General features: G+C 66.6%; 24 protein-coding genes. 7 read left to right on the top strand and 17 right to left on the bottom strand.

Annotated features, from left to right (window positions below):
• The first annotated feature begins 52 nt into the window (after window positions 1–52).
• The 4 genes from M1K48_RS12980 to nadA are packed head-to-tail and all read left to right on the top strand — an operon-like array spanning window position 53 to window position 3,203.
• On the top strand, window positions 53–598 hold the full coding sequence (locus M1K48_RS12980) for a hypothetical protein (RefSeq protein WP_249503623.1): 546 nt from the start codon (window positions 53–55) through the stop codon (window positions 596–598).
• Between the two features lies 1 nt (window position 599).
• Window positions 600–1,469, top strand: a complete 870-nt coding sequence (locus M1K48_RS12975; protein ID WP_319941177.1) for an MBL fold metallo-hydrolase — start codon at window positions 600–602, stop codon at window positions 1,467–1,469.
• Complete coding sequence (locus M1K48_RS12970; RefSeq protein ID WP_249503622.1) at window positions 1,457–2,158, top strand: hypothetical protein; 702 nt, start codon at window positions 1,457–1,459, stop codon at window positions 2,156–2,158. The genes M1K48_RS12975 and M1K48_RS12970 overlap by 13 nt, the downstream gene beginning before the upstream one ends.
• A 16-nt stretch (window positions 2,159–2,174) precedes the next feature.
• Window positions 2,175–3,203, top strand: coding sequence for a quinolinate synthase NadA (nadA, locus tag M1K48_RS12965; protein ID WP_249503621.1), 1,029 nt, complete (start codon window positions 2,175–2,177; stop codon window positions 3,201–3,203).
• On the opposite strand, the gene M1K48_RS12960 is transcribed toward nadA, so the two are convergent.
• The 4 genes from M1K48_RS12960 to M1K48_RS12945 form a co-directional block, all read right to left on the bottom strand.
• The gene (locus tag M1K48_RS12960) at window positions 3,190–3,495 is read right to left on the bottom strand and encodes a hypothetical protein (protein WP_249503620.1); all 306 of its coding nucleotides are present in this window, start codon (window positions 3,493–3,495) and stop codon (window positions 3,190–3,192) included. The two genes, nadA and M1K48_RS12960, sit on opposite strands and share 14 nt — an antisense overlap.
• 15 nt (window positions 3,496–3,510) lie before the next feature.
• The gene (locus tag M1K48_RS12955; RefSeq protein WP_249503619.1) at window positions 3,511–4,620 is read right to left on the bottom strand and encodes an alpha/beta fold hydrolase; all 1,110 of its coding nucleotides are present in this window, start codon (window positions 4,618–4,620) and stop codon (window positions 3,511–3,513) included.
• A 65-nt stretch (window positions 4,621–4,685) separates the two neighbouring features.
• A complete protein-coding gene (locus M1K48_RS12950) occupies window positions 4,686–5,450 on the bottom strand; it encodes a sulfite exporter TauE/SafE family protein (protein WP_406696803.1) in 765 nt (254 codons plus the stop codon).
• 18 nt (window positions 5,451–5,468) lie between these two features.
• Window positions 5,469–6,479 (bottom strand): DUF6929 family protein, encoded by a 1,011-nt coding sequence (locus M1K48_RS12945; RefSeq protein WP_249503617.1) that lies wholly within the window; start codon window positions 6,477–6,479, stop codon window positions 5,469–5,471.
• A 197-nt stretch (window positions 6,480–6,676) separates the two neighbouring features.
• Here M1K48_RS12945 and M1K48_RS12940 point away from each other — a divergent pair, with 197 nt between their 5' ends.
• Window positions 6,677–7,507, top strand: a complete 831-nt coding sequence (locus M1K48_RS12940; protein WP_249503616.1) for a metallophosphoesterase — start codon at window positions 6,677–6,679, stop codon at window positions 7,505–7,507.
• 182 nt (window positions 7,508–7,689) lie between these two features.
• On the opposite strand, the gene arfB is transcribed toward M1K48_RS12940, so the two are convergent.
• Window positions 7,690–8,100, bottom strand: a complete 411-nt coding sequence (arfB, locus tag M1K48_RS12935) for an alternative ribosome rescue aminoacyl-tRNA hydrolase ArfB (RefSeq protein WP_249503615.1) — start codon at window positions 8,098–8,100, stop codon at window positions 7,690–7,692.
• Window positions 8,090–8,908 (bottom strand): RluA family pseudouridine synthase, encoded by an 819-nt coding sequence (locus tag M1K48_RS12930; RefSeq protein WP_319941176.1) that lies wholly within the window; start codon window positions 8,906–8,908, stop codon window positions 8,090–8,092. The genes arfB and M1K48_RS12930 overlap by 11 nt, the downstream gene beginning before the upstream one ends.
• 356 nt (window positions 8,909–9,264) lie before the next feature.
• Here M1K48_RS12930 and ctrA point away from each other — a divergent pair, with 356 nt between their 5' ends.
• Window positions 9,265–9,978, top strand: coding sequence for a response regulator transcription factor CtrA (ctrA, locus tag M1K48_RS12925; protein ID WP_249503614.1), 714 nt, complete (start codon window positions 9,265–9,267; stop codon window positions 9,976–9,978).
• Between the two features lie 10 nt (window positions 9,979–9,988).
• Here the strand turns inward: ctrA and M1K48_RS12920 are convergent, their stop codons facing one another.
• The 7 genes from M1K48_RS12920 to M1K48_RS12890 all read right to left on the bottom strand — a co-directional run bounded on the left by M1K48_RS12920 (window position 9,989) and on the right by M1K48_RS12890 (window position 16,525).
• Entirely contained in the window at window positions 9,989–10,513 is a 525-nt protein-coding gene (locus M1K48_RS12920; protein WP_249503613.1) for a PEPxxWA-CTERM sorting domain-containing protein, read from the bottom strand.
• Window positions 10,514–10,585: 72 nt separating this feature from the next.
• The gene (locus tag M1K48_RS12915; protein WP_249503612.1) at window positions 10,586–11,362 is read right to left on the bottom strand and encodes an arginyltransferase; all 777 of its coding nucleotides are present in this window, start codon (window positions 11,360–11,362) and stop codon (window positions 10,586–10,588) included.
• A gap of 122 nt (window positions 11,363–11,484) precedes the next feature.
• Window positions 11,485–12,519, bottom strand: coding sequence for an LLM class flavin-dependent oxidoreductase (locus tag M1K48_RS12910; protein WP_249503611.1), 1,035 nt, complete (start codon window positions 12,517–12,519; stop codon window positions 11,485–11,487).
• Window positions 12,516–13,427: an ATP-grasp domain-containing protein gene (locus M1K48_RS12905; protein WP_249503610.1), complete on the bottom strand. Its 912-nt coding sequence runs from the start codon at window positions 13,425–13,427 to the stop codon at window positions 12,516–12,518. Before M1K48_RS12905 ends, M1K48_RS12910 begins: the two co-directional genes overlap by 4 nt.
• Window positions 13,428–13,500: 73 nt before the next feature.
• The gene (locus M1K48_RS12900) at window positions 13,501–14,925 is read right to left on the bottom strand and encodes an NAD-dependent succinate-semialdehyde dehydrogenase (protein ID WP_249503609.1); all 1,425 of its coding nucleotides are present in this window, start codon (window positions 14,923–14,925) and stop codon (window positions 13,501–13,503) included.
• 10 nt (window positions 14,926–14,935) lie between these two features.
• A complete protein-coding gene (locus M1K48_RS12895; protein WP_249503608.1) occupies window positions 14,936–15,616 on the bottom strand; it encodes a PepSY domain-containing protein in 681 nt (226 codons plus the stop codon).
• 51 nt (window positions 15,617–15,667) lie between these two features.
• Complete coding sequence (locus tag M1K48_RS12890; RefSeq protein WP_249503607.1) at window positions 15,668–16,525, bottom strand: ATP-grasp fold amidoligase family protein; 858 nt, start codon at window positions 16,523–16,525, stop codon at window positions 15,668–15,670.
• Window positions 16,526–16,638: 113 nt separating this feature from the next.
• Here M1K48_RS12890 and M1K48_RS12885 point away from each other — a divergent pair, with 113 nt between their 5' ends.
• Complete coding sequence (locus M1K48_RS12885) at window positions 16,639–16,908, top strand: YdeI/OmpD-associated family protein (protein ID WP_249503606.1); 270 nt, start codon at window positions 16,639–16,641, stop codon at window positions 16,906–16,908.
• 31 nt (window positions 16,909–16,939) lie between these two features.
• Here M1K48_RS12885 and lpdA read toward each other — a convergent pair whose 3' ends face one another.
• From lpdA to sucD, 4 genes are all read right to left on the bottom strand, one after another.
• Window positions 16,940–18,331, bottom strand: a complete 1,392-nt coding sequence (gene lpdA, locus M1K48_RS12880; RefSeq protein WP_249503605.1) for a dihydrolipoyl dehydrogenase — start codon at window positions 18,329–18,331, stop codon at window positions 16,940–16,942.
• Window positions 18,332–18,399: 68 nt separating this feature from the next.
• Window positions 18,400–19,635, bottom strand: coding sequence for a 2-oxoglutarate dehydrogenase complex dihydrolipoyllysine-residue succinyltransferase (odhB, locus tag M1K48_RS12875; protein WP_249503604.1), 1,236 nt, complete (start codon window positions 19,633–19,635; stop codon window positions 18,400–18,402).
• 8 nt (window positions 19,636–19,643) lie between these two features.
• Complete coding sequence (locus M1K48_RS12870; protein WP_249503603.1) at window positions 19,644–22,472, bottom strand: 2-oxoglutarate dehydrogenase E1 component; 2,829 nt, start codon at window positions 22,470–22,472, stop codon at window positions 19,644–19,646.
• 71 nt (window positions 22,473–22,543) lie between these two features.
• Complete coding sequence (sucD, locus tag M1K48_RS12865) at window positions 22,544–23,428, bottom strand: succinate--CoA ligase subunit alpha (protein WP_249503602.1); 885 nt, start codon at window positions 23,426–23,428, stop codon at window positions 22,544–22,546.
• Window positions 23,429–23,470: the final 42 nt, after the last annotated feature.

The following is a 23,470-nucleotide window of genomic DNA, read 5'->3' as shown; positions in this document are numbered from 1 at the left end:
ACCGGGGCATGATGATCATTGGCGCGTTACTCACAGGCAGGGGGAACTGCTGATGATCGCCTTCTTGATGCTCGCCGCCGTTCAGGCCGCCACGCCCGTCCCGCCCGCCCCGGCTCCATCCCAGCCGGGAGAGACAGTCATTCGCGAGATCGTCATTCACAGCGACCGCGACGGCAAGGCTACCGATCCCAAGCGAAAGGAAGAGCGCCGCGAGATCGTGATCGTCCGCAGCGGCGATCGCGCGGCGGTCGGAAGCCACCCCGAACGCCATGTCCGCATCGTCGATATCGCGCCCGGCAAGCCCGGCGAACGCCGCGAGGTGCGCATCCTGCGCGAACCCGGCGCCCCAGGCACCAAGGTTGCGATGCTGTCTTGCGACGACGGCGCCAAGGTCGACAGCGAGGCGACCGACAAGGATGGCAAGAAGACCCGCGTGATGATCTGCGCCAAGGGTGGCAGCAGCAACGTGTCGAAAGCACGGCAGCTTCCCGAGGTCGCCAAGCGGATCGAGGCCGATCCCAACCTGTCGCAGGAAACCCGGACCCGTATCGCCCTTGCGATCAACGAGGCGATCGCCAAGCTCCCCGTCAACGAGTGAGTTGCCCGTCGGGCGTGGCTCTGTCACTGCCGCGGCGGTGACCCACACGCCCGGCATCCTCTATCCCCTCGGGGACGGCCTTGCCCGCCTGCTCGCGCCCAATCCTTCGCCCTTCACCGGCGAGGGCACCTGGTTGCACCTGATCGGCACCGAGCGGCTCGCCATTGTCGATCCCGGTCCGGCCGACCCGGTCCATCTCGATGCGCTGGTCGAAGCCATCGCCGGCCGCCCGGTCGAGGCGATCCTCGTCACCCATACCCACCGTGACCACAGCCCGGCTGCCGCGCCCTTGTCCGAACGGCTGGGAGCACCCGTCTGGGGTTGCGCGCCGCTGGTCGTCCCCGGCAATCAGGAAGCCGGCTTCGACACCAGCTATGCGCCCGATCGCATCCTCACCGATGGCGAGACGATCGAGCTTGCGGGCGCGGCCTTCGAAACCGTTCACACCCCCGGTCACACCTCCAACCACCTGTGCTTCGCGTGGGGGCACCGGCTGTTCAGCGGCGACCATGTGATGGGCTGGTCGACCACCGTCGTCATCCCGCCCGACGGCCACATGGGTGCCTATATGGCCAGCCTCCAGAAGCTGCAGGCCCGCACCGAAACGCTCTATCACCCCGCCCATGGCGAACCGGTCGAGGACCCCCAGCGCCTGCTGCGCGGCATGCTGACCCACCGCGTCCAGCGTGAGCGACAATTGCTGCGCCTGATTGGAGAGGCCCCCGCGCCACTCGCAGACCTGACACTGCGCGCCTATCCGGCGCTCGACCCCCGCCTGCGCCCCGCCGCCGAAGCGACCGCACTCGCGCACCTCATCACCTTGGAGGAGCGCGGGGCCGTTACCTGCGTTGGCGGCACATGGAAGGTTTGAAACGCTATTGGCCGCTACTGCTGATCGCCCTTGGGCTGATCGGTGGAATATTCTGGTGGCAGGACAAGCGCGCCGAGGAGCGCCGGGTCGAAGAGCAGTTGGCCCAGGCCCAGGGCATCGTCCGCGTCCTGTCCGCCACTTTCTCGAACAAGGCCGCGCTGAAGGTCGGGGAGATCAACGGCACGCTCGACGTTACCGTCGTCGACCCCGGCGCCACGCCGCTCCTCCGCTCCTCGCAAAAAGCGACCGTTCCCTACAGCGTCGGCTACACGCTGAATCTGTCCGACGTCGGCGCCGACGATTACCGGTGGGAGCCGGGCGCCCGCACCCTAACCATCCGCGTGCCGACCGTGACGCCTGAAGCTCCGAATATCGACGAGGCCAACCGCGCCGTCGCCGGCACCAGCGGCCTGTTCGTCACCCGCGGTGCCTCGGCCAATCTCGCGCGCCGCGCCTCGCAGCTAGCCACAGCCAAGGCCGGTGAGGTCGCGGCCGAGCCCGCCAACCTCGCCGCGGCGCAGAAAAATGCCGAAAAAGTCGTCGCCGCCCTTGCCCGGACCCCGCTTGAAGCCGCCGGCCTCGGACCCATCACCGTACGCGTCATCACCCCCGCCACCGGGGTCCGCGACGGCGAACGCTGGGACGTCAGCCGCTCGATCGAGCAGGTGCTGGCGGATCGCCCACGCTGAGCCTATCTGAGGCCCCATGACCGCACCTCTCCGTCCCCCCGTCGGCACCGACCTCCTGGCCGAAATCCAGCGCCTCAAGGAGGAGCGGAACGCCGTCATCCTCGCGCATTACTACCAGAAGCCCGAGCTTCAGGACCTGGCGGACTTCGTCGGAGACAGCCTCGACCTCAGCCGCAAGGCCGCGGCGACAGACGCCGACGTGATCGCCTTCTGCGGCGTCCGCTTCATGGCTGAGACGGCGAAGATCCTGTCACCGCAAAAGACGGTGATCCTGCCCGACATGGACGCCGGCTGCAGCCTCGAGGACAGCTGCCCGCCCGATCAGTTCGCGGCCTTCCGCGCCGCCCATCCGGATCATATCGCGCTGACCTACATCAACTGCTCGGCCGCGGTGAAGGCGCAGAGCGACATCATCGTCACCTCGTCCAGCGCCGACGCCATCCTCGCCCAGATCCCCAAGGACCAGAAGATCATCTTCGGCCCCGACCGCCACCTCGGCGGCTATCTCGCGCGCAAGACCGGGCGCGAGATGCTGCTGTGGCCGGGCATCTGCATCGTCCACCAAGCCTTCTCCGAGACCGAGCTGCTGAAGCTGAAGGCGCAATATCCGGGCGCCCCGGTCGCCGCGCACCCCGAATGCCCGCCGCACATCATCGATCATAGCGACCATGTCGGCAGCACCCGCTCGATCCTCGACTTCGCCATCGCTTCACCGGCCGAGGTGATCCTGGTCGCGACCGAGCCTCACATCATCCACCAGATGGAAAAGGCTGCTCCGGACAAGACCTTCATCGGCGTCCCCGGCGGCGACGGCAACTGCAACTGCAACATGTGCCCCTACATGGCGCTCAACACCCTGGAAAAGCTCTACGTCGCCCTGCGCGACCTCGAGCCGCGGATCGAGCTCGAGCCCGAGCTGATGGACCGCGCCCGCGTGCCCCTGGAGCGCATGCTGGAAATGGCCGGCCGCACCGTCGGACAAGGGGACGTCGGCCGCCCGATCGTCCCCTTCCGCGCCGAGGGCGAACAGCTCAGCGGCGATTGACGCCCAGCCGGCCGACGCCCTCGACCGTGGTCGCGCGCTTGGTCCGGCGGTCGTAGGCGCACAGCTTCACGTCGATCACGTTGCCGCGGTTATAGCCCTCGACGATCCGCAGCTCGACCGGCACCCGGTCCGAGAAACTCGCTTTGTCGGGAATGATCTTGGCCTGCTTAAGCCCCGACGCGGCGATGCACGCCCGCGTCACCTGCCGATCCATCTGCGCCCACGCCGCCGGCGTCGATGCCGCCGCGCCGCCCGCCATCATCACCAGCGCGCCCATCACGATCATTCGCATATTTTTCTCCCCGGTTCAGAAACGCCCACAATCGTCCGGCGCCTGGGCACCCGCGAATCTTTGGTCGATCCACGCCAGCGTCGCCGCCGCGCTCTGCTTGGCCGTGGTCGCGTGATCCTTGCCCGGCAGGTCGATCCACCTCACCCGCACCCGGTTGGCGCACATCCGCCGCGCGAACGCCCGGGTCACCGCCGGCGCGACCAGCGGATCGCCCTGCGTCTGCGCAAACAGCACCGGCACCCGGCTGACCGGGCTGGTGCTGTTGGCCGCGGCATAAGACGACCACGGCGGCGTGCGCCCCAGGTCGACTTTCGCCAGGTCCTGCCGCAGCGCCAAGATCCCCAGAAGTGCGCCAAGCTTCGGCGTCGAATCGACGCTCACGCAATTGCGCGCCATCCGCTGAATGATCCCCGGCGTCCGCGCCCGTCCCAGCCGCAGCGGCACCTGGTAATATTTGCTCCAGCTGTCGGTCGCGAGCGCGGTCAGAAAGGCCCGCGCGCTGGCGTCGCTCGCCTGGCGCAGATTGGCGGCAAGGTCGGTCGGCGGCGCGCCCGCGGCAACCCCAACCAGGCTGAGGCCTGCGCCATCGACGCCCTGCAACTGGCCGGTCCACAAGGCGGCATGGCCACCCTGGCTTTCGCCCCACACCGCATAGCTGCTACCCGCCGCGGCGCCGGCAATGCCCTGGGCCGCCCGCACCGCGTCAAGAACCGAGCGGGCAGTCACCGTGCCGACCAGATACGGATGCGGCCCGGGTTTGCCAAGCCCAGGGTAATCGGGCGCTACCACGACATAGCCATTGCGGACCGCGTCCAGCGCGGGCGTCAGCTCGAAGAAGCGCGGGCTGGCCGACGGCGCGCATTGCTGGGCGGCGCCCCAGGTGCCGTGGGTCCAGGCCAGCACCCGCCGGGGCCGCGCCGGGATCGCCTCGCGGGGGGCGACCACCATCCCGGTCAGCTCGCGCTGCACCCCCCGGTCGTCACGGCTGAGATAGCGGATCTTCCACGCCTGCATACCGCTTGGCGTATTCACCACCGGCTCCGCCGCCACCAGAACGCTTCGCTGCGCCGCCGCCGGAGCCGCCGCCATCACCGCCACGCTGAATCCAAGTGCAAGATCGCGCATCTGCCGACTCCCTGACCCGAGCCTCGGCAGGGCACCCCTAAACGTGGGCGGGCGCAAGCCCTTCCTTAGCCGTAGGCGCGCACGAAGAAGACGGCAGTTGTCCCGCCCGTCACCGCCAGGGTCCACCACCGTACCGCTCTCGCAGACAATCGTTTGCCCAGCTTCGCACCCAGCCACCCGCCGGCGATCGACCCCGCCAGCATCGGAACGCAGGCCCACCACCACACCATCGCAAAGCCGATGAACACCAAGGTCGCTGCCAGGTTGGCGACCGCCAGCATCGCGGTGCGGATCGCGAACAGCTCGCGCGGGCGGATGTTCGCCAGCAGGCCATACAGCGCGGTGGTGATCAGCCCCACGCCCCCGCCGAAATAGCCGCCGTAGACACCCAGCAGCGCCTGCGCAGTCAGCAAGGTCGGCCGCCCAATGCTGACCCGGCTGTGAAGCCAGTCGGCCGCACTCTTGCCCAGCGCCATCACCGCGAAGGCGAACAGCAGCAGCCAGGGGATGATGATGTCGAACGTCTCGGACGGGGTCAGCACCAGAGCCAAGCTTCCGACCAGCCCGAACACGAAGGTCAGCCCGGCCAGCACCCGCACCGACAGGCCCGCCACCGGCCCTAGCTCGTCGCGAAATGCCCAGGCACTGGTCGCCGCGCCAGGCAGCAGCGCGACGTTGCTGGTCGCATTGGCGATGTTGGCGGGCAGCCCCAGGGCGATCAGTGCCGGCAACGTCGCGAACGTGCCTCCGCCCGCCAGCGCATTCATCGCCCCGCCGACCAGCCCCGCGGCGGCGGCAAGGAACAGGGCGGAGGCGTCAGCCAAGCCCACCCCTCCACCGCCAATGGTTCAACCCGAACGCCCGCTGATCATCTCTTCGCTGACCCGCGCGTGGAAGATGCGCGAGGGCGTATCCTCGTCGTCGTCATCGATCACGAAATAGACCTTGCCTGGGTCCTTGCCGTCGACCGTCAGCCCCTCGATCTTGCCGTTGAAGGGCGATCCGTCCTGGTCGGACAGGTGGGTCCAGCGGGCCCTGCCGTCGGCCTCGATGATTCCCAGCACCGACCCCCTGATCTCCCCGCTGTCGGGGTCCTCGGCCGAAGCGGAATAGAGCATTCGCCCGCCGCCCAGGTGCTCGGCATCGGAAAAGGTCAGCCGCACCCCGGCTAGCGTGCCCAGGTCATAGGTCCGGATGTTGCCCAGCGCGGGCGGAGGCTGCTTGTCCGGCGCGCCGAGATGCTCGCACAGCTCGGTCCAGGAAAAATCCGCGGTGGCATCGATCGCCTCGGCACCGTCCCTGGCCTCGGCATTGCCGCGCTGGAAAAGGCGGATGCGATCCTCGTCGAGCGACAGCGCGCCCTCGATGTTCAGCCCTGCGCCGCTGAACGCCCGGTTGGCGGCCATCGCTGTGTAAAAGGCCGGGGCCGGCGTGAATTCGGCCTCATAGTCACCTCCGCCCGCCTCCTTGACGCGAAGCACCCACTGCCGTTCTTCGCGCGATCCCGAGGAGAAGCCGACCAGCTCCTCCTGCTCGCCGCTCGCCACCGTGACGCACGCCTCCAGGTCATATTTGTCGGCCTGGTTGCCGCGCTTCTTGCTGAACACGCGGTCGCCCGCCGGGCTGGGCGGCAGCGGCACGGCGGTGACCTGCTGGTCGGCATCGATCAGCGCCAGCCAATTGGCATCGTCCTGGATCACCGCCAGATATTCGCGAAACGCGCTGAGGCCCGAAGCCGCGCGGACGTGCGGCGGCCGGTCGTCATCCTCCGACGGCCCGTCGGCATAGGTCATGTCGCGCGCGGCGATCACCTTGGCGGACCAGCGCGGCTCTTCGGAAGCTCGGAAATGCTTTGTCATACGGTTCGCAACCGTAACGGCCGGTGGTGGTTCCTGCCGCTTACTTGCCGGCGCGATTTTCCTTCGCGAAGGGCGGCGGAAGAAAGTCGGGGGCACGTCGCGACCCAATCGCTGAAACGCATCAGCAATTGATCTATTGCGGAGATTAGCAGCTAGGTCAGTCGCCGCTTGCTCAGTCGTGTTGCAGACCTCGACACTTGAAAATCGTTCGGATCATACTGCTGACCGTCGGCGCTGGACTGGCGGTGCTCGGCTGGGCCTACTGGACGGCGATCTCGGATCCAGTCGTACGCGAGGTAGAACTCGCCTTGCTTCCGCTCGATGCAACCTCTGCTCAGCTTCGTGTGCTGCTGATGACCGACATTCATGTCGCGGGTCCGGACATGCCGCCATCACGGCTGCGGCGCATCGTCAATCAGGCCAACGCGCTCAAGCCTGATGTCGTCGTCATTACCGGCGACCTTGTGAGCGACAAGCTGCCGGCAACGCGCATCTACTCACTTCAAGAGGCAATTGCTCCGCTCGCTCGTCTTCAAAGCAGGCTCGGGGTGTTTGCTGTCCTGGGCAACCACGACCACTGGCGCAACGCCGCTGCCGCTCGTCGCGCGTTGAAGAACGCGGACATCCGGGTCCTCGACAACAGCGCAGTGTCGGCGGGACCGCTTTCCATAGGCGGTTTGGACGATAGGCTCACCGGCCACGAAGATATCGGGAAGACCTTGGACGCAATGGGCACGACACGCGGTTTGCCCATCCTCATGTCGCACAGCCCAGACGCTTTTCCCAATCTCCCGTCACGCATTCGACTGATGGTGGCCGGCCATACTCACTGTGGCCAGATCAGACTGCCCTTGATCGGCGCGAAATCCTACGCTTCGCAATATGGTGCACGCTACGGGTGCGGGATTGTGAAGGAGAATGGAAAAACGCTAGTGGTCAGCGCCGGACTTGGCACCAGCATCCTGCCCCTACGAATTGGCGCTGTCCCGGATATGTGGTTGATCACGCTTCGGAAGCCATCCCCGTGAATTGCAATTCGCGCTTGAAGGCGAACCTCCGATGTATGCCCGCAAGGCCGTGAGCAGACATAGCTGCTTGGCTAAACGAACGTCCGCGCGCGGGTGATCGGCTGGCAGGATTTGTTTTGGAAATGCGATTAGCGGACGAGACAGAAATCTCCGCATTGGGTCGAAAGCCGACATAACGACTCTTAGTCCACGCTGACCCGCCCGCGCATCGCCTTGACTGCGCCGCGGCCCTTCTTGGTGTCGACCCGTTTGGCCTTGGCGGAGCGGCTGGGCTTGGTCGGGCGGCGCCGGGCGTCGCGGTGATAGGCTTCGGCGATCAGCTCGCGCAGGCGGCGGCGGGCTTCCTCGCGATTGGCTTCCTGGCTGCGATGGGTGCGTGCGGTGATCACAAGCTCGCCGCCTTGGGTGAGCTTGCTTCCCGCCAGGATCTTCAGTTTCTCATAGGCGTGAAGCGGCAGGCCGAGGGCATAGACGTCGCAGCGCAGCTGGCAGGCGGTCGCCACCTTGTTGACGTTCTGCCCGCCAGGTCCGGTGCTGGCGAGGAACGTCTCGCTCAGCGCCTGTTCGGGCAGGTCGACCTCGTCAGCCTTCATCACCAACTTCGGCTTCAGCTGCGCTCGTCGTGCCGGTGTCTTCCGTCGTCCCGGCGTAGGCCGGGACCTCGTTCGAGGGTGCGACAACATCGCCTGAGGCCCCGGCCCCTTCGACGGCGCTAAGGACGGGCTCCGCCGGGACGACGGCTTGTGGCACCATGCTCGCCCACTCACCCCAATGCTCGGGCAGGGGCGCGGTCACGTCGATCGGTGGCTTGCTCCCGCGCGGCACCACCAGCCGGCTGGCATGCAGCAGCATCGGCCCGCCCGGCGTGCCATAGACCCGGTCGCCGACGATCCCCACGCCCAGCCCCTCGCGGGCATGGACGCGGATCTGGTGGGTGCGCCCGGTCAGCGGCCGGAACTCGACCAGGGTCCGGCCATCGCGCGTCCCCAGCTTGCGCCAGCGGGTCACCGCGCGTTGCCCGTTGGGATCGCCGATCATCTTCCACCCGGCCTCGGCCGAACTCTTTTTGGCAAGCGGCAGGTCGATCTCGCCTTCCTCTCCGTCCAGCGTTCCGGCCAGCAGCGCCAGGTAGGTCTTCTCCACCGCGCCCGCTTCGAATGCCCCTTGGATCTTGGCCCGCGCCGCCGGATGCCGCGCGAACACCAGGCAGCCCGACGTATCCTGGTCCAGCCGGTGCATCGCGGTCGGAAACCGCTTGAACCCGAACCGCAGCTCGTCGAGCCGCCGCTCGATGCTCTCCCCGCCGCGCTTGGGCGTGTCGACGGGCAGGCCGGCCGGCTTGTCGAGCACGAACGCCTCGCCGTCGATGAACAGGATGTAGGAGGAAAGAAGCTGCTGCATGGGCCAGCCCTAGAGGTTTCCGCGCCTCGCCGCACCCTCCTTGCAAAATAGGATTTCGGCTGGTCTATCCTTGTCGATGCAATTGCCCGCCTGCCCGTTTTCGATTTTCTCCCCCGCGCCGGCAGCTTTCGTCGCGCAGATCGAACCCCCGCCACCAGTGACCTTTGTGACCTTGTTCATCTTCGGCGGACCAGTGGGCCTGTGGAAAACTGATGCAACCGCGCAACGATTCCGATGCAATCCCTTCGTTTAGGTCATGTTAACCTTTTCAGGCGACACCGCGAATGGTTAACTTGACCTTCAGGGCCGTTAAGCCGCGTTAGGCTTCGCTGGCTCTCGAACGGGGGATAGACATAATGCGCGTTCTGCTGATCGAGGATGAACCGACCACCGCCAAGTCCATTGAGCTCATGCTCGGGACCGAGGGGTTTAACGTCTACACCACCGACCTTGGGGAAGAAGGCCTCGATCTCGGCAAACTCTATGATTACGACATCATCCTCCTCGACCTGAACCTGCCCGACATGCACGGCTATGACGTGCTGAAGAAGCTCCGGACCGCCAAGGTCGCGACCCCGGTGCTGATCCTGTCGGGCATCGGCGAGATGGACAGCAAGGTCCGTGCGCTCGGGTTCGGCGCCGACGACTATGTGACCAAGCCGTTCCACCGCGACGAACTGGTTGCCCGCATTCACGCCATCGTCCGCCGCTCCAAAGGCCATAGCCAGAGCGTCATCCGGACCGGCAAGCTGGCGGTCAACCTCGACGCCAAGACGGTCGAGGTCGATGGCGCCCGCGTGCATCTGACCGGCAAGGAATATGCGATGCTGGAGCTGCTCTCGCTCCGCAAGGGCACCACGCTGACCAAGGAAATGTTCCTCAACCACCTGTATGGCGGGATGGACGAGCCCGAACTCAAGATCATCGACGTCTTCATCTGCAAGCTGCGCAAGAAGCTCAGCCTCGCCTGCGGCGGCGACAATTATATCGAGACGGTATGGGGCCGCGGCTATGTCCTGCGCGATGCGGGCGAAGTCGACATCGACCTGCCCGAGGCGGCGGTCGCCTGAAGGCTGAGTGTCAGGCGGGCAGCAATGTCCGCCTGGGCTTCCGGCGAAGCGCCGAGCCCACCGCCAGGAAACCGACCAGCATCAGCGCCCAGGTGCCCGGCTCCGGCACGGCGGTGACCGCTGCCACCGAGAATGACCGCGCCGAGGCATTGATGTAGCTGCTGTTGAGCGTGATCGTACGAACGCCGGGATCCTCGTACGAGTAGAACAGGTTGCGACCGGTCAGCACGCCGCCCGAGAAATTGATGATCCCCGAATAATAGCCAATTGTCCCTACCGAACCGTAGGTGAAGGAGTTGTCGCCTTCCTTCAGGTCGATCGGCAGGATCGTCTGGCTGAAGTTTGCGGCATAGGACTGCGTGAGGTTGCCGCTCGGATAGGAAGTGAAGCAGCTCGTCGGTGCGCCCGGTGGGCACTTGATGATCGTCTGCGTCCCCGTTGCGGTACCGGAGATCGTCAGCTGCGTCAGCGCCGCGCTGGCCGGACTTGCCATGCCCAGCAGGCAAACCGCCGCCGTTAAAAGCCAGTTACGCATTCCACTTCCCCCAGATTCTTTCCCTGTTTGCGTCATTTTGGAGCATCTTACCAGTGGTGCAGACGCAACGGATCATGCAGCGGTGCCACCTACTGCAGCAACAGGGGTTAATATTTGCGGCTCGAACCTCTTCCAGCCGTCGCGGCCGAGCCGCTCCATCGGGCGGAATTTGGCCTTGTAGGCCATCCGCTCGGATCCCTCGACCCAATAGCCGAGATAGACGTAGGGCAGGCCCGCGCGGGATGCGCGCTGGATGTGATCGAGGATGATGAAGGTCCCCAGCCCCTTGCGATCCGTCAGGTTGGGATCGAAGAAACTGTAGATCATGCTGAGACCGTCGCTCTGCTGATCGCTGAGGCAGGCGCCGACCAGGCGGCCGGGGCGGCCGTCTACCGACGGCTCGCGATATTCGACGACATAGGTGCGGACCGGGGTCTGCTCGACCATGTCGGCGAAGTCGTTGTCGTCCATCTCGGCCATGCCTCCGCCGGGGTGGCGGACGGCCAGGTAGCGACGAAGGAGTTCGAATTGCTCCTCGGTGGTCCAGGGCTTGCACGCACTGACCTCGAGGTCGGCATGCCGCCGCATCAGCTTGCGCTGGGTTGCGGTCGGAGTGAATTCGTTCGCCGCCACGCGGACCGAGACGCAGGCCTGGCAATCGATGCAGCTCGGCCGGTAGGCCACCGATTGCGAGCGGCGGAAGCCGATGCGGCCGAGCGCCTCGTTCAGCTCACCGGCGTGGTGGCCCGACAATTCGGTGAACACCTTCCGTTCGATCTTGCCCGGAAGATACGGACAAGGCGCCGGCGAAGTGACGAAGAATTTCGGAAAACGGAACGGAGCGCTCAAGTGGGGCCTGCGGAGTCAGAATGGTTACGAGAATGTTTATGCGCCTCACCAACGCCCCTGCAAAGACCCCGCTCCTTAGCGAAATTGGTTAAGCCCAAAGACTGTACCGGTTCGGGTCACGGCTACAATTTGCCGGCCCGCATCGGCGCCATCACGGTGCCCGCAAACCGGTCCATTTCCTCTGCCTGCGGGCTCATCTGGAGCAGCAGGAGATCGAGCCCGATCGCCTCGTAACTGCGGATGCGATTGGCGACCTGCTCGGGCGTTCCGACCAGGTTTGGACGGAGCCCTCGGTTCGACACGCTATACTCCTGCAGCTTGAGCGTCCGCTCGAGCTCGGTGCCGGACAACCATTGGTCGAAGTTGGCGAAACCAGGCGGCGGGGTAGCCGGCATGGCGGTGATCCGCTCGAGCTCGCGCTGCGCTTCGGCCTCGCTGTCGCGGACGATGACGTAGGCGGCCATTCCAAACGGCATCGGCGCTCCGCCCGCCTGCTCGCGACGGTTGCGCATGTCGGCGATCTTGGGCGCGATCGCCTCGACCGGATCGCCGTGCATGACATAGGCGTCGCACTGGCGCGCGATCAGGGTCTTGGCCGCATCGCTTTCGCCGCCGGCGTAGACGACCGGACGGCGGACGGGCTTGGGGGAAACGATCGCCTGCTTGAGCTGATAGCGATCGCCGTCGTAGCTGAACCGCTCCTCGCGCCACAGGCCATCGACCACCGTCAGCCATTCGGCAGTGCGGGCGTAGCGGTCGTCATGCTGGTCGAAGGCGAGGCCATATTGCTCGGCTTCCTCCTTCCACCAGCTCGACACGACGTTAAGCGCCAGCCGCCCGCCGCTGATCCGGTCGATGTTGGCGGCCTGCTTGGCGAGCAGCGCCGGATGGTGGAAGTTGGGGCGGACGGCGACCATCAGCTCGATGCTCGAGGTGATCGCGGCAAGCGCGGCGGCAGTGCTCCACGCGTCGAGCGCGGGCTGCTCGATGCCCTTGATGTCGTTGAGGAACAGCTCGGCGATCAAGGACAGGTCCCAGCCGGCTTCCTCCGAGCGCAAGGTCAGGTCGCGCACCGCTTCCCAACTGGCCGAGGGGCCCTCGTCGGGATCGTTGCGGAGCCAACCGCCGAACACCGGCATCCAGTAACCGAACCTCATGCTCGTGCCTCCGCGATCCTGCCTTTGAGCCATTCCACCAGATTGTCGTGCGGATCGTAACCGAGCACTTCGGTGGGCTTGGCGACGAAATTCGACAGGGCATTAATGTCGTAGAATTTCGCCGTCCCATCGCGTTCGTCGACCATCACTTCGACCCCGCCGACGTTCATCCCCATCGCCGCCGCCACCCGCTCGGCCGCAGCGACGATCTCGGCTGGCGGGTCGAAGGCGCGCATCAGGATAGCCCCGCGCTCGTCGCGGCAGGCATCGGCCGGGCACAGGTCGAACTGGCCCGCTCCGGCTACCTCGATCGCGTACAGGAAGCGTCCGCCCAGAGTTTCCAGCCGCCAGATCACCCCGTCCCGGGCCGGCACCGCTTCCTGCACCAGCAGCACCTGGTCGACCGAGCGCGGCGCATCGCCGGCGGCGACCACCGCGGCCAGTTCCCCCGCGCTGTCGAAGCGCATGATCCCGGCCCCCGAGCCACCGACATCGGCTTTGACCAGCAAAGGATAGCCGATCTCCTCGGCTGCCTTGGCAAGATCGGCGGCGCGGTGGACGACGCGGGTGCGAGGGGTGGCGAGGCCCAGCCGGCCGAGCAGCGACAACTGCCGCGCCTTGCTGCTGTCGATTGCCATCACCTCGGGTCCATTTAGGACCGTGGCCCCCTGCCCGCGCCAATGGTCGAGCAGCGCGGCGGTGTAGAAGAGCGGATGCTCAGGCTCGCGCAGGAAGCTCGACATGGCGACGCGATTGAAGATGACCGGCGCGGGCGGCGGCGAGGCGGCGGGATCGAAACGGTGGTCGCCGACAGCGAGTTTCACATAATCGACGCCGCCGCGATCGAGCGCGGCGAAGAGCGGCTCGAACCACAAGGGATGTTCGTACAACAGGGCAATCTCGGGCATTCGCTTCCTCTTGGGGGAGTGCGTTCGCCCGAGCACGTGGGCGGGCGGCATGTGGAGCCGCCCGCACCGGGGGTCAAGCCTGGTGGATGGCCTTGGTCACCTGGTAGCTGGCGAGACCTTCCGCCCCGCCTTCGCTGCCGAAGCCGCTTTCCTTGATCCCGCCGAATGGCGCGTCCGCGACCGAGATGGCGAAGGTGTTGATGCCCACCATCCCGCTCTCAATCGCGTCGCCGATGCGATTGGCGCGGCGGCCATTCTCGGTGAAGACAAAGGCGGCGAGGCCATAAGGCAGGCGATTGGCCTGCTGCAGCGCTTCGTCTTCGCTGGCGAAGGGACGCATCAGCGCGACCGGACCGAACGGCTCGACGTTCATCGCCTGCGCGTCGTCGGGGACGTCGGCCAGCACCGTCGGCTGGAAGAAGAAGCCGCCCTTGCCCGGTTCGCCTCCGGCCAGGACGCGGGCACCCTTGGCCTTGGCGTCATCGACCAGTTCGGTGATCGCTGGGAGCCGCCGCCCATTGGCGAGCGGACCCATCCGCGTGTCGGCGTCGAGACCGTTGCCCACCGTGATCCCGCGGGTGCGCTCGGCGAACCCCTTGGCGAAGGCGTCGTAGATCCCTTCCTGGACGAAGAAGCGGGTCGGCGACACGCAGACCTGCCCGGCATTCCTGAACTTCTGGGGGACCAGCATGTCGAGCGTCTTGTCGAGGTCGCAATCGTCGAACACCAGCACCGGCGCGTGACCGCCCAGCTCCATGGTGATGCGCTTCATGCCGTCGGCGGCGAGCTTCATCAGATGCTTGCCGACCGCAGTCGAACCGGTGAAGCTGATCTTGCGGATGATCGGGCTTCCGATCAGCTGGCGCGACACCGCGTCGGGAACACCGTGCACCAGCTGGAATACGCCCTTGGGGATGCCGGCATCATCGAGCGCCCTGGCCAGCGCGCCGGTGCAGCCGGGCGTTTCCTCCGGCGGCTTGGAAATGACGGTGCATCCCGCCGCCAGCGCTGCCGCGACCTTCTTCGCAAGCAGGTAGATGGGGAAATTCCACGGCGTGAAGGTCGCGGTTGGGCCGACCGGCTGCGGAATGACGATCGAGCGCTGCCCGGTGGGACGGACCAGCACGCGCCCGCCGCTGCGCTTGGCTTCCTCGGCGAAATAGTCGAACATTCCAGCCGCGCCGGTAACCTCGCCGATCGCTTCGGCCAGCGGCTTGCCCTGTTCCTGCGTCAGCAGGCGACCGATGCTCTCGGCCCGCTCGCGAAGCAGGCTCGCCGCCTTGTGGAGAATCGCCCCGCGCTTCTCGACATCGAGCGCGCGCCACGCCGGCCAGGCCCGCCCGGCCGCCGCCAGCGCCTCGTCAATGTTGGCAGTGCTGGCGAGGTGCAGTTCGGCGATGGTGTCGCCGCTCGCCGGATTGATCACGGGCGACATGTCGCCCTCGCCCTGGCGCCACGCGCCGTCGATGAAGAGCTTCAGCTCGGTTTCATATCCCATGCGGCCCGATCTAGGAGCGGCGGCGCTTGATTGAAAGCGGCAGCAGGACCAGCGCCAGCAGGACGGTCAGCAGGCTGATCGCGGCAAAGGCGACCAGCGTCGGATGGTGGGTGTCCTCACGCCCCTTCAGGTCCATGATGTGGAGGCCCCACATCATGTCGTAGAAGCGCCACCAGCGGGTGCGGGTGGCGACAATCGCTCCGCTGTCAGCGGCTACGAAAAGGTGGGTGCCATCGCTCATGTCGACCTGCCAGCTCGCGACCGGGCGACGCAGTTCGAGCGGCGGGTCGTTGGCGCTGGTGCGGTGAACCGCGGTGATCGTGGCCTCCCCGCGCCAGCGCGCGAGCACCTCGGCTGAGGCATCGGCGGCGCTTAGCGGCGCAAGAAGACGTCCTGTAGTGGGATCGGCAAGCCGGGTCGGACCGCCACGTACCTCGATCACCCAGCGCGGTCCCGCCGCGCGCTGCTCAAGGCTGACCTTGGCCAGCGGCAGGCCGGCGACGACGGAGGGCAGCACCGCGGGGACGTTCAGCACGACCGGGGGAAGCGGAGCGAGGATGTCGGTCCCGCGCACTTCCTCGATCGGTTTCCACACCATGATCAGGCCGGACAGCGCCCAGAACAGGAACGGCACCCCGACCAGCCAGCCGAGCCAGATGTGCCAGCGGCGAAGCGTCGCGCGAAAGGTCATGGGCAGGGTGCTACGGCACCGGGGGCTTGCGATAAAGAGCAGCCTGGCGCGTCAAGCCGTGAGCAGTCCCATCGGCTCCAACCAGCGGGGCAAGGCCGCGCTCCACAGCAGGCCCATCAGCAGGTCGAGGCGGGGCGGCTCGACCTTTTCCAGACCGCTGCCCGGATAAAAGGTCAGTTCCCCGAACCTCGGTTGTCCCATGATCTCGTAGAAATCGGCCCGGACAAAGCAGAAGCCGGCGGCGAGCTGCTCGGCCGCGGCCAGCATCGCGCCGAGGGTCTCGGGGCGGGCGGGGTCGGGATCGTCGGTCGGCGGCGACACCCGGTTCCAGTCGGGATCGAACACGATCCAGCGATGGTCCTCGCCGCGGCCGAGATGGACCTGGATGAAGCGCGCCTGGCCGCCGAACACGAAGATTTTGTAGTCGACGGGAAGCGTCGCTTCCTCGCCGATGTAGGGCTCGACCAGCAGCCCGCGTTCGATCTCGCCGTACAGCCATTCGTCGAGCCACGCGCCATAGCTTTGCCGCATCCAGCGCTGCGACTGCTCGACCGCTTCGGCATGATCATCGCGGGTTCGGACCACCCGGAACTGGCCGCACCCGTGCCGCGCCTTGACCACATAGGGAAAGTCCCAGACAGGCTCGGCGGGCAGGCTGGTGCCCTCCCACAAGGTCGGGGTGACCCATTGATCGCCCAGCGATTTGGCGACGAACGTCTTGGCGTGGACCTTGTCGGCGAGCGCCGGGAGCCGGGGGTCGCGGTCGTGCAATTTGCGATGCTGCACCCATTCGGTGAACAGCATCGGCTTCTGCAATTGCGCCAGCCGGCGGTGCCGCCACCAATAGGTCAGCTGTACGCGAAGCTTGCTGCTGCCCGCGGCGGTTGGTGGCTCGAGGAGGGACAGCATCAGAACTGAAGCGTTACGGCGCGCCACTCGGTTCCGACCGGGTCCAAAGCCCGGGGCGTCGTCCTTTCCAGCGCACCCTTGATGCCCGCTTCGATTGGGGTGAAACTGTGGGAATGGCCGACCAGACGACCCTCTCCGGTGGAACGGTGCATGACCTGCCGGACGACCTCGCCGCGGCGCTGTTGGGCGCGCCTGCGGCCCGGGCGACGTGGGAGGACGTCACCCCGCTCGCGCGTAACGAGTGGATCTGCTGGGTGACCTCACCCAAGAAGGTCGAAACGCGAACCAAGCGCATCGCCTGGGGGCTGGAAAGCCTCGGCGAGGGCAAGCGCCGGCCCTGCTGCTGGCCGGGCTGCCCGCATCGGGTGAAGGGCGGCAGCTAGGCTCCGGCCGCGACCGGAGCCCCACCATGTCTCAGATGTGGATCGGCTTGCCCTGCACCGCCATTGCCGCTTCCTTGAACGCTTCGGCGTGGGTCGGGTGGGCGTGGCAGGTGTAGGCGATGTCCTCGGACGTGGCGCCGAATTCCATCGCCTGCGCGGCCTGCGCGATCATCGTGCCCGCCAGATTGTTGATCATCCACACGCCCAGCACGCGGTCGGTCTTGGCGTCGGCGATGACCTTGACCAGCCCGTCGGGCTCGCCGTTGGTCTTGGCGCGGCTGTTGGCCATCATCGGGAACTTGCCGACCTTGACCTCGCCGCCCGCGCGGGCCTGCTCTTCGGTCAGCCCGACGCCGGCGATTTCCGGCGTGGTGTAGACCACCGACGGAATGATGTTGTGGTTCACGATGCCGGTCAGGCCGGCGATGTTCTCGGCCACCGCAATGCCCTCGTCCTCGGCCTTGTGGGCGAGCATCGGGCCGGGAATCACGTCGCCGATCGCCCACACGCCCGGCACCGCGGTGCGGAAGCTGTGGTCGGTCTCGACCTGGCCCTTGGCGTTGAGCTGGAGCCCGGCGGCCTCGAGGTTCAGTCCGTCGGTGTTGGGGCGCCGGCCGATGGAGACGAGCACGTGGCTGGCCTCGATCGTCTCGGCCGCACCGCCCTTGGCGGGCTCGACGGTAACCGTGACCGCGTCGCCGTTGCGCTGGACGCCGGTGACCTTGGTGCCGAGCTTGTAGGTGAAGCCCTGCTTCTTGAAGATCTTGTTCGATTCCTTGCGGATCTCTTCGTCCATGCCGGGCAGGATCTGGTCGAGATATTCGACCACGGTGACCTGCGCGCCAAGCCGGCGCCACACGCTGCCAAGCTCGAGCCCGATCACGCCCCCGCCGATGACGACGAGGTGGCTCGGGACTTCCGGAAGCTCAAGCGCGCCGGTGCTATCGACAATGCGCTCCTGGTCGACCGTAACGCCCGGTAGCGGGGTGACCGAGGAGCCGGTGGCGATCACGATGTTCTTGGCGCGAACGGTCTGGCCGGCGACCTCGACGGTATCGGCACCGGTAAACTTGGCGAGGCCCTTGAGCCAGGTGACCTTGTTCTTCTTGAACAGGAACTCGATGCCCTTGGTCAGCCCTTCGACCGCCTCGACCCGCCCCTTCTGCATGGTCGGGATGTCGATGTTGAACTGGCCGGTGATGCCCCACTTGGCCATGTGGCCGTGGGCGGCTTCCTCGAACAGCTCGGACGCGTGGAGCAGCGCCTTGGACGGGATGCAGCCGACGTTGAGGCAGGTGCCACCCAGCGTCTCGCGGCTTTCAGCGCAGGCAGTCTTCAGCCCAAGCTGCGCAGCGCGGATCGCGGCCACATAGCCGCCAGGGCCGGCGCCAATCACCAGAACGTCGTAGTCGTAGTCAGCCATATCATCCTCGTCGCCCCGGCGAAGGCCGGGACATCAGTGTATATAGGTACGCGGGCCTCCCGCGACGATCAGAGGTCAATCAGCAGGCGCGTCGGATCTTCGATCGCTTCCTTGATCCGCACCAGGAACGTCACCGCCTCGCGGCCGTCGACCAGGCGGTGGTCGTAGGACAAGGCGAGGTACATCATCGGGCGGGCAACGATCTGACCGTCCTTGACGACCGGGCGTTCCTCGATCCGGTGGAGGCCAAGCACGGCGCTCTGCGGCGGGTTGATGATCGGGGTCGACAGCAGCGAGCCGAACACGCCGCCGTTGGAGATGGTGAAAGTGCCGCCCTTCATGTCTTCGGCGGTGAGCGTGCCCGCCTTGGCCTTCTGCCCGAAGCCGGCGATCGCCTGCTCGATCTCGGCGAAGCTCATCTGGTCGGCGGAGCGGACCACCGGCACGACCAGGCCCTTGGGCGCCGACACCGCGACCGAGACGTCGAGGTAATTGTGATAAACGATCTCGTCGCCCTCGATCCGGGCGTTGACCGACGGGACGTCACGCGCGGCCAAGGCGACCGCCTTGGTGAAGAAGCCCATGAAGCCGAGGCGGATGCCGTGCTTCTTCTCGAACAGATCCTTGTAGCGGGTGCGCGCCGCGATCACCTCGGTCATGTCGACGTCGTTGAACGTCGTCAGCAACGCGGCGGTGTTCTGCGCATCCTTGAGGCGCGTGGCGATGGTCTGGCGCAGGCGGGTCATCTTGACCCGCTCCTCGCTGCGTTCGCCCTTCGGAGCGGCCGGAGCAGTGGCCTGGGCCGGAGCCGGAGCAGCAGTCGGAGCAGGCGCGGGCGACGCCTTGGCCTTGGTCACGTCTTCCTTGGTCAAGCGACCGTCGCGGCCGGAGCCGGTGAGGCCGGCCGGGTCGACACCGCTTTCCTGCACCGCGCGGCGGACGGAGGGCGACAGACGCAGCGCCTGGGCCTGATCGTCGCTGACGCCTTCATTGGCGGGAGCGGCCGGAGCCGCTGCTGCCGGGGCAGCTTCCGGAGCCTTTTCGGCTGGGGCCGCAGCAGCGCCGCCGCCCTCGCCGATCGTCGCGATCACCGCGCCGACATTCACCGTGTCACCCTCGGCGACCAGCGCTTCGCCGAACACCCCCGCGACGGGCGAGGGGACGTCGACCGACACCTTGTCGGTCTCGAGGCTGGCCACCGGCTCATCGACCGCGACCGCATCGCCCGGCTTCTTCAGCCACGCGCCGAGCGTCGCTTCGGTGATGCTTTCGCCCAGTGCCGGGACTTTGACTTCGATGCCCATTCTTCCCCTCAAGCGTTCGCTTTGCCGGCGTGCCGGACAGTATCTTGGGCCGCATCAACGGCGGCAGGTGCAGCGGCTCTGGTGCCGATCGCGGCGGCAATCAGCGCGGATTGTTCGGCGACGTGCCGCTTGGCAAGTCCGGTCGCGGGCGAGGCCGAGGCCGGGCGGCCGGCATAGTGCGGACGGAAGCCCTTGCCGGCGGCGCGCAACGCTTCCTCGATATAAGCCTCGACGAAGAACCAGCTGCCGTTGTTGCGCGGCTCTTCCTGGCACCACACCACTTCCTCCAGCGCGGGCATGGCGGCGAGGCGCCTGACCAAGGGCTCGGAGGGGAACGGGTAGAGCTGCTCGATGCGCAGGATCTCGACATCGTCCATCCCGGCTTCGTCACGCGCTTCCATCAGCTCGTAGGCGACCTTGCCCGAGCACAGGACCAGCCGGCGGGTGCGGCCCTCGGCGGGCGGCGAGAGGTCGGACAGGATGCGCTTGAAATGGCTTTCGCCCGAGAAGTCCGCGATCGCCGACACCGCCGACTTATGCCGGAGCAGTGACTTGGGAGTCATGATCACCAGCGGCTTGCGGAAATCGCGGAGCAACTGCCGGCGCAGCAGGTGGAAGTAGTTCGCCGGCGAGGTGACGTTGGCGACCTGCATATTGTCTTCGGCACAGAGCTGGAGATAGCGCTCCAGCCGGGCCGAGCTGTGCTCCGGCCCCTGCCCCTCGAAACCGTGCGGCAACAGCAAGACGAGGCCGCTGGCGCGCAGCCACTTGGCTTCACCGCTGGCGATGAACTGGTCCATGATGACCTGCGCGCCATTGGCGAAATCGCCGAACTGCGCTTCCCACAGCACCAGGGTGCGCGGGTCGGCGAGGCTGTAGCCATATTCGAAGCCGAGCACGCCAAACTCGCTGAGCGGGCTGTCGCGCACTTCGAAGCGGCCGCCCTCGACCGTGGTCAGCGGGATATATTTGTCGCCGCTCTTCTGGTCGGTCCACACCGCATGACGATGGCTGAAGGTGCCCCGCCCGCTGTCCTGGCCCGACAGTCGGACATTGTGACCTTCGGCAAGCAGCGTGCCGAATGCCAGCGCCTCGGCGGTCGCCCAGTCGAACCCGGCACCGCTGTCGAACATCGCCTTCTTGGCGTCGATGATCCGGGCCAGCGTCTTGTGGATGTTGAGATTGTCGGGAACGCGGGTCAGCAGTTCACCGACCTTGCGGACCTCGTCCATCGGGACGGCGGTGCCGGTGTTGCGGCGGCCCTCGACCCCTTCGGCCGGCTTGCTGAGCCCGGCCCAGCGGCCTTCGAACCAGTCGGCCTTGTTGGGCAGATAATGCGCGCCCGCCTCGAACTCGGCCTCGAGATGCGCGACGAATTCGTTGGTCTTGCCGTCGACCCAGGCCTGGTCGACCACGCCCTCGGCCACAAGCCGATCGCCATATTGCTTGCTGACCGGCGGATGTTTGCGGATCGCGTCGTACATCAGCGGTTGGGTGAAGCTCGGCTCGTCGCCCTCATTGTGGCCGAAGCGGCGGTAGCACCACATGTCGATCACGATGTCGCGGTTGAATTCCTGGCGGAATTCGGTCGCTAGCTTGCAGGCGAAGGTGACGGCTTCGGGATCGTCGCCGTTGACGTGCAGGATCGGCGCTTGGATGCCCTTGGCGACGTCCGACGGATAAGGCGAAGACCGCGCGAACTGCGGGCTGGTTGTGAAGCCGACCTGGTTGTTGATGACGAAGTGGATGCAGCCGCCGATGCCGTAACCCGGCAGGCCGGAGAAGCTCAGGCACTCCCACACGATGCCCTGGCCGGCGAAGGCCGCATCGCCGTGAAGCAGGATCGGCAGGACCTTGTCGCCCTCAACGTCGCCCTTGATGACCTGCACCGCGCGCGCCTTGCCGAGCACGACGGGGTTCACTGCTTCGAGGTGCGACGGGTTGGCTTGCAGCGACAGATGGACCTTGGTGCCGTCGAACTCGCGGTCCGACGAGGTGCCGAGGTGATATTTGACGTCGCCCGACCCGCCGACGTCCTCGGGGTTGGCGCTGCCGCCCGCAAACTCGCTGAAGATCGCGCGGTAGGGCTTGCCCATCACGTTGACGAGGACGTTCAGGCGGCCGCGGTGGGCCATGCCGACGACGATCTCCTCGACCCCCGCCTGCCCGCCGTACTTGATGACGGCTTCGAGCGCCGGGATCATGCTCTCGCCGCCGTCGAGGCCGAAGCGCTTGGTCCCGACATACTTTTTGGCGAGGAATTTCTCCCACTGCTCGCCGTGGATCACCTTCTCGAGGATCGCCTGCTTGCCCTCGGCGGTGAAGCTGGCGCCCTTGTCGCGTCCCTCGATCCGTTCCTGGAGGAAGCGGCGCTCCCCCAGGTCGTTGATGTGCATATATTCGAGGCCGATCTTGCCGCAGTAATTGGCGCGCAGGATGGCGACGATCTCGTGCACCGTGCCGGTCTCGAGGCCGAGCGTGCCGCCCAGGAAGATCGGACGGTCGAGATCGGCCGGCGTGAAGCCATGATATTCGGGCGTAAGGTCGGCCGGCAAGTCGCGCTTGGCGAGGCCGAGCGGATCGAGGTCGGCGGCAAGATGCCCGCGCACCCGGTAGGTGCGGATCAGCATCATCGCCCGGATCGAATCGTCGGCGGCGCGGCGGACCTCGGCCTCGGATGCGCCGGACGCGGCCGCCTTGTCCTTGGCCTTGGACGCGACCTGCTCCAGCGTTGCCTCGGTCGGGTCGAGACCGAGGTTGACGGCGTCCAGCTCCGCCAGCGGCCAGTTCGCCCGCTGCCAGCTCGGTCCTTGCTCGGTCTCGTACAGGTCGGTCATTCCATCCTCGTTGCCCCGCTCGAACGCCGGGGCCTCAGGCCATTATAGCGCCGTACCCTTGCCAGGGCGTGTCAGCCGTTCAGCAGGTCCTTCAGCGTACGGCCAAGCTCAGATGGGCTCGGCGACACCCGAATGCCAGCGGCTTCCATCGCGGCGATCTTCGATTCCGCATCCCCCTTGCCGCCCGACACGATCGCACCGGCATGGCCCATGCGGCGGCCCGGAGGCGCGGTGCGGCCGGCGATGAAGCCGACGGTTGGCTTCTTGCGCCCGCGCTTGGCTTCGTCCGCCAGGAACTGCGCGGCTTCTTCTTCCGCGCTGCCGCCGATCTCGCCGATCATGATGATCGACTTGGTCTCGTCGTCCGCCAGGAACATCTCGAGCATGTCGATGAATTCGGTGCCCTTGACCGGATCGCCGCCGATGCCGACCGCGGTGGTCTGGCCGAGGCCCTCGTTCGAGGTCTGGAACACCGCTTCATAGGTCAGCGTGCCCGAGCGCGAGACCACGCCGACGCTGCCCTTCTTGAAGATGTTGCCCGGCATGATCCCGATCTTGCACTCTTCCGGGGTCAGGACGCCGGGGCAGTTTGGCCCGATCAGGCGCGACGACGAACCGTCGAGCGCGCGCTTGACCTTGACCATGTCGAGCACCGGGATGCCCTCGGTGATGCAGACGATCAGCGGGACCTTCGCGTCGATCGCCTCGAGGATCGAATCGGCCGCGAAGGGGGGCGGAACGTAGATCACCGATGCATCGGCACCGGTCTTCGCAACCGCTTCCTCGACCGTGTCGAACACCGGCAGGCCGATGTGGGTCGACCCGCCCTTGCCCGGGGTCACACCGCCGACCATCTGCGTCCCATAGGCGAGCGCCTGCTCGGTATGGAAAGTGCCGGTCTCGCCGGTCATGCCCTGCGTGATGACCTTGGTGTTCCGGTTAACGAGAATGCTCATCTAGGCTCCTGATCTTGAATTCGGCTCGAAGCATTGGGGTCG

This window comes from Sphingomonas glaciei (assembly GCF_023380025.1).
Classification (GTDB): Bacteria; Pseudomonadota; Alphaproteobacteria; order Sphingomonadales; family Sphingomonadaceae; genus Sphingomicrobium; species Sphingomicrobium glaciei.
This window is presented reverse-complemented; position numbering and strand designations above follow the sequence as displayed.

What these genes read in the sequence shown, in the direction of transcription:
- M1K48_RS12870 (WP_249503603.1), bottom strand. Translation starts at nt 22,472, where the DNA reads ATGACCGACCTGTACGAGACCGAGCAAGGACCGAGCTGGCAGCGGGCG.
- M1K48_RS12905 (WP_249503610.1), bottom strand. Translation starts at nt 13,427, where the DNA reads ATGCCCGAGATTGCCCTGTTGTACGAACATCCCTTGTGGTTCGAGCCG.
- M1K48_RS12970 (WP_249503622.1), top strand. Translation starts at nt 1,457, where the DNA reads ATGGAAGGTTTGAAACGCTATTGGCCGCTACTGCTGATCGCCCTTGGG.
- M1K48_RS12920 (WP_249503613.1), bottom strand. Translation starts at nt 10,513, where the DNA reads ATGCGTAACTGGCTTTTAACGGCGGCGGTTTGCCTGCTGGGCATGGCA.
- M1K48_RS12980 (WP_249503623.1), top strand. Translation starts at nt 53, where the DNA reads ATGATCGCCTTCTTGATGCTCGCCGCCGTTCAGGCCGCCACGCCCGTC.
- lpdA (WP_249503605.1), bottom strand. Translation starts at nt 18,331, where the DNA reads ATGGCTGACTACGACTACGACGTTCTGGTGATTGGCGCCGGCCCTGGC.
- M1K48_RS12955 (WP_249503619.1), bottom strand. Translation starts at nt 4,620, where the DNA reads ATGCGCGATCTTGCACTTGGATTCAGCGTGGCGGTGATGGCGGCGGCT.
- odhB (WP_249503604.1), bottom strand. Translation starts at nt 19,635, where the DNA reads ATGGGCATCGAAGTCAAAGTCCCGGCACTGGGCGAAAGCATCACCGAA.
- ctrA (WP_249503614.1), top strand. Translation starts at nt 9,265, where the DNA reads ATGCGCGTTCTGCTGATCGAGGATGAACCGACCACCGCCAAGTCCATT.
- M1K48_RS12910 (WP_249503611.1), bottom strand. Translation starts at nt 12,519, where the DNA reads ATGAGGTTCGGTTACTGGATGCCGGTGTTCGGCGGTTGGCTCCGCAAC.
- sucD (WP_249503602.1), bottom strand. Translation starts at nt 23,428, where the DNA reads ATGAGCATTCTCGTTAACCGGAACACCAAGGTCATCACGCAGGGCATG.
- M1K48_RS12945 (WP_249503617.1), bottom strand. Translation starts at nt 6,479, where the DNA reads ATGACAAAGCATTTCCGAGCTTCCGAAGAGCCGCGCTGGTCCGCCAAG.
- M1K48_RS12895 (WP_249503608.1), bottom strand. Translation starts at nt 15,616, where the DNA reads ATGACCTTTCGCGCGACGCTTCGCCGCTGGCACATCTGGCTCGGCTGG.
- arfB (WP_249503615.1), bottom strand. Translation starts at nt 8,100, where the DNA reads ATGAAGGCTGACGAGGTCGACCTGCCCGAACAGGCGCTGAGCGAGACG.
- M1K48_RS12960 (WP_249503620.1), bottom strand. Translation starts at nt 3,495, where the DNA reads ATGCGAATGATCGTGATGGGCGCGCTGGTGATGATGGCGGGCGGCGCG.
- M1K48_RS12885 (WP_249503606.1), top strand. Translation starts at nt 16,639, where the DNA reads ATGGCCGACCAGACGACCCTCTCCGGTGGAACGGTGCATGACCTGCCG.
- M1K48_RS12900 (WP_249503609.1), bottom strand. Translation starts at nt 14,925, where the DNA reads ATGGGATATGAAACCGAGCTGAAGCTCTTCATCGACGGCGCGTGGCGC.
- nadA (WP_249503621.1), top strand. Translation starts at nt 2,175, where the DNA reads ATGACCGCACCTCTCCGTCCCCCCGTCGGCACCGACCTCCTGGCCGAA.
- M1K48_RS12890 (WP_249503607.1), bottom strand. Translation starts at nt 16,525, where the DNA reads ATGCTGTCCCTCCTCGAGCCACCAACCGCCGCGGGCAGCAGCAAGCTT.
- M1K48_RS12930 (WP_319941176.1), bottom strand. Translation starts at nt 8,908, where the DNA reads ATGCAGCAGCTTCTTTCCTCCTACATCCTGTTCATCGACGGCGAGGCG.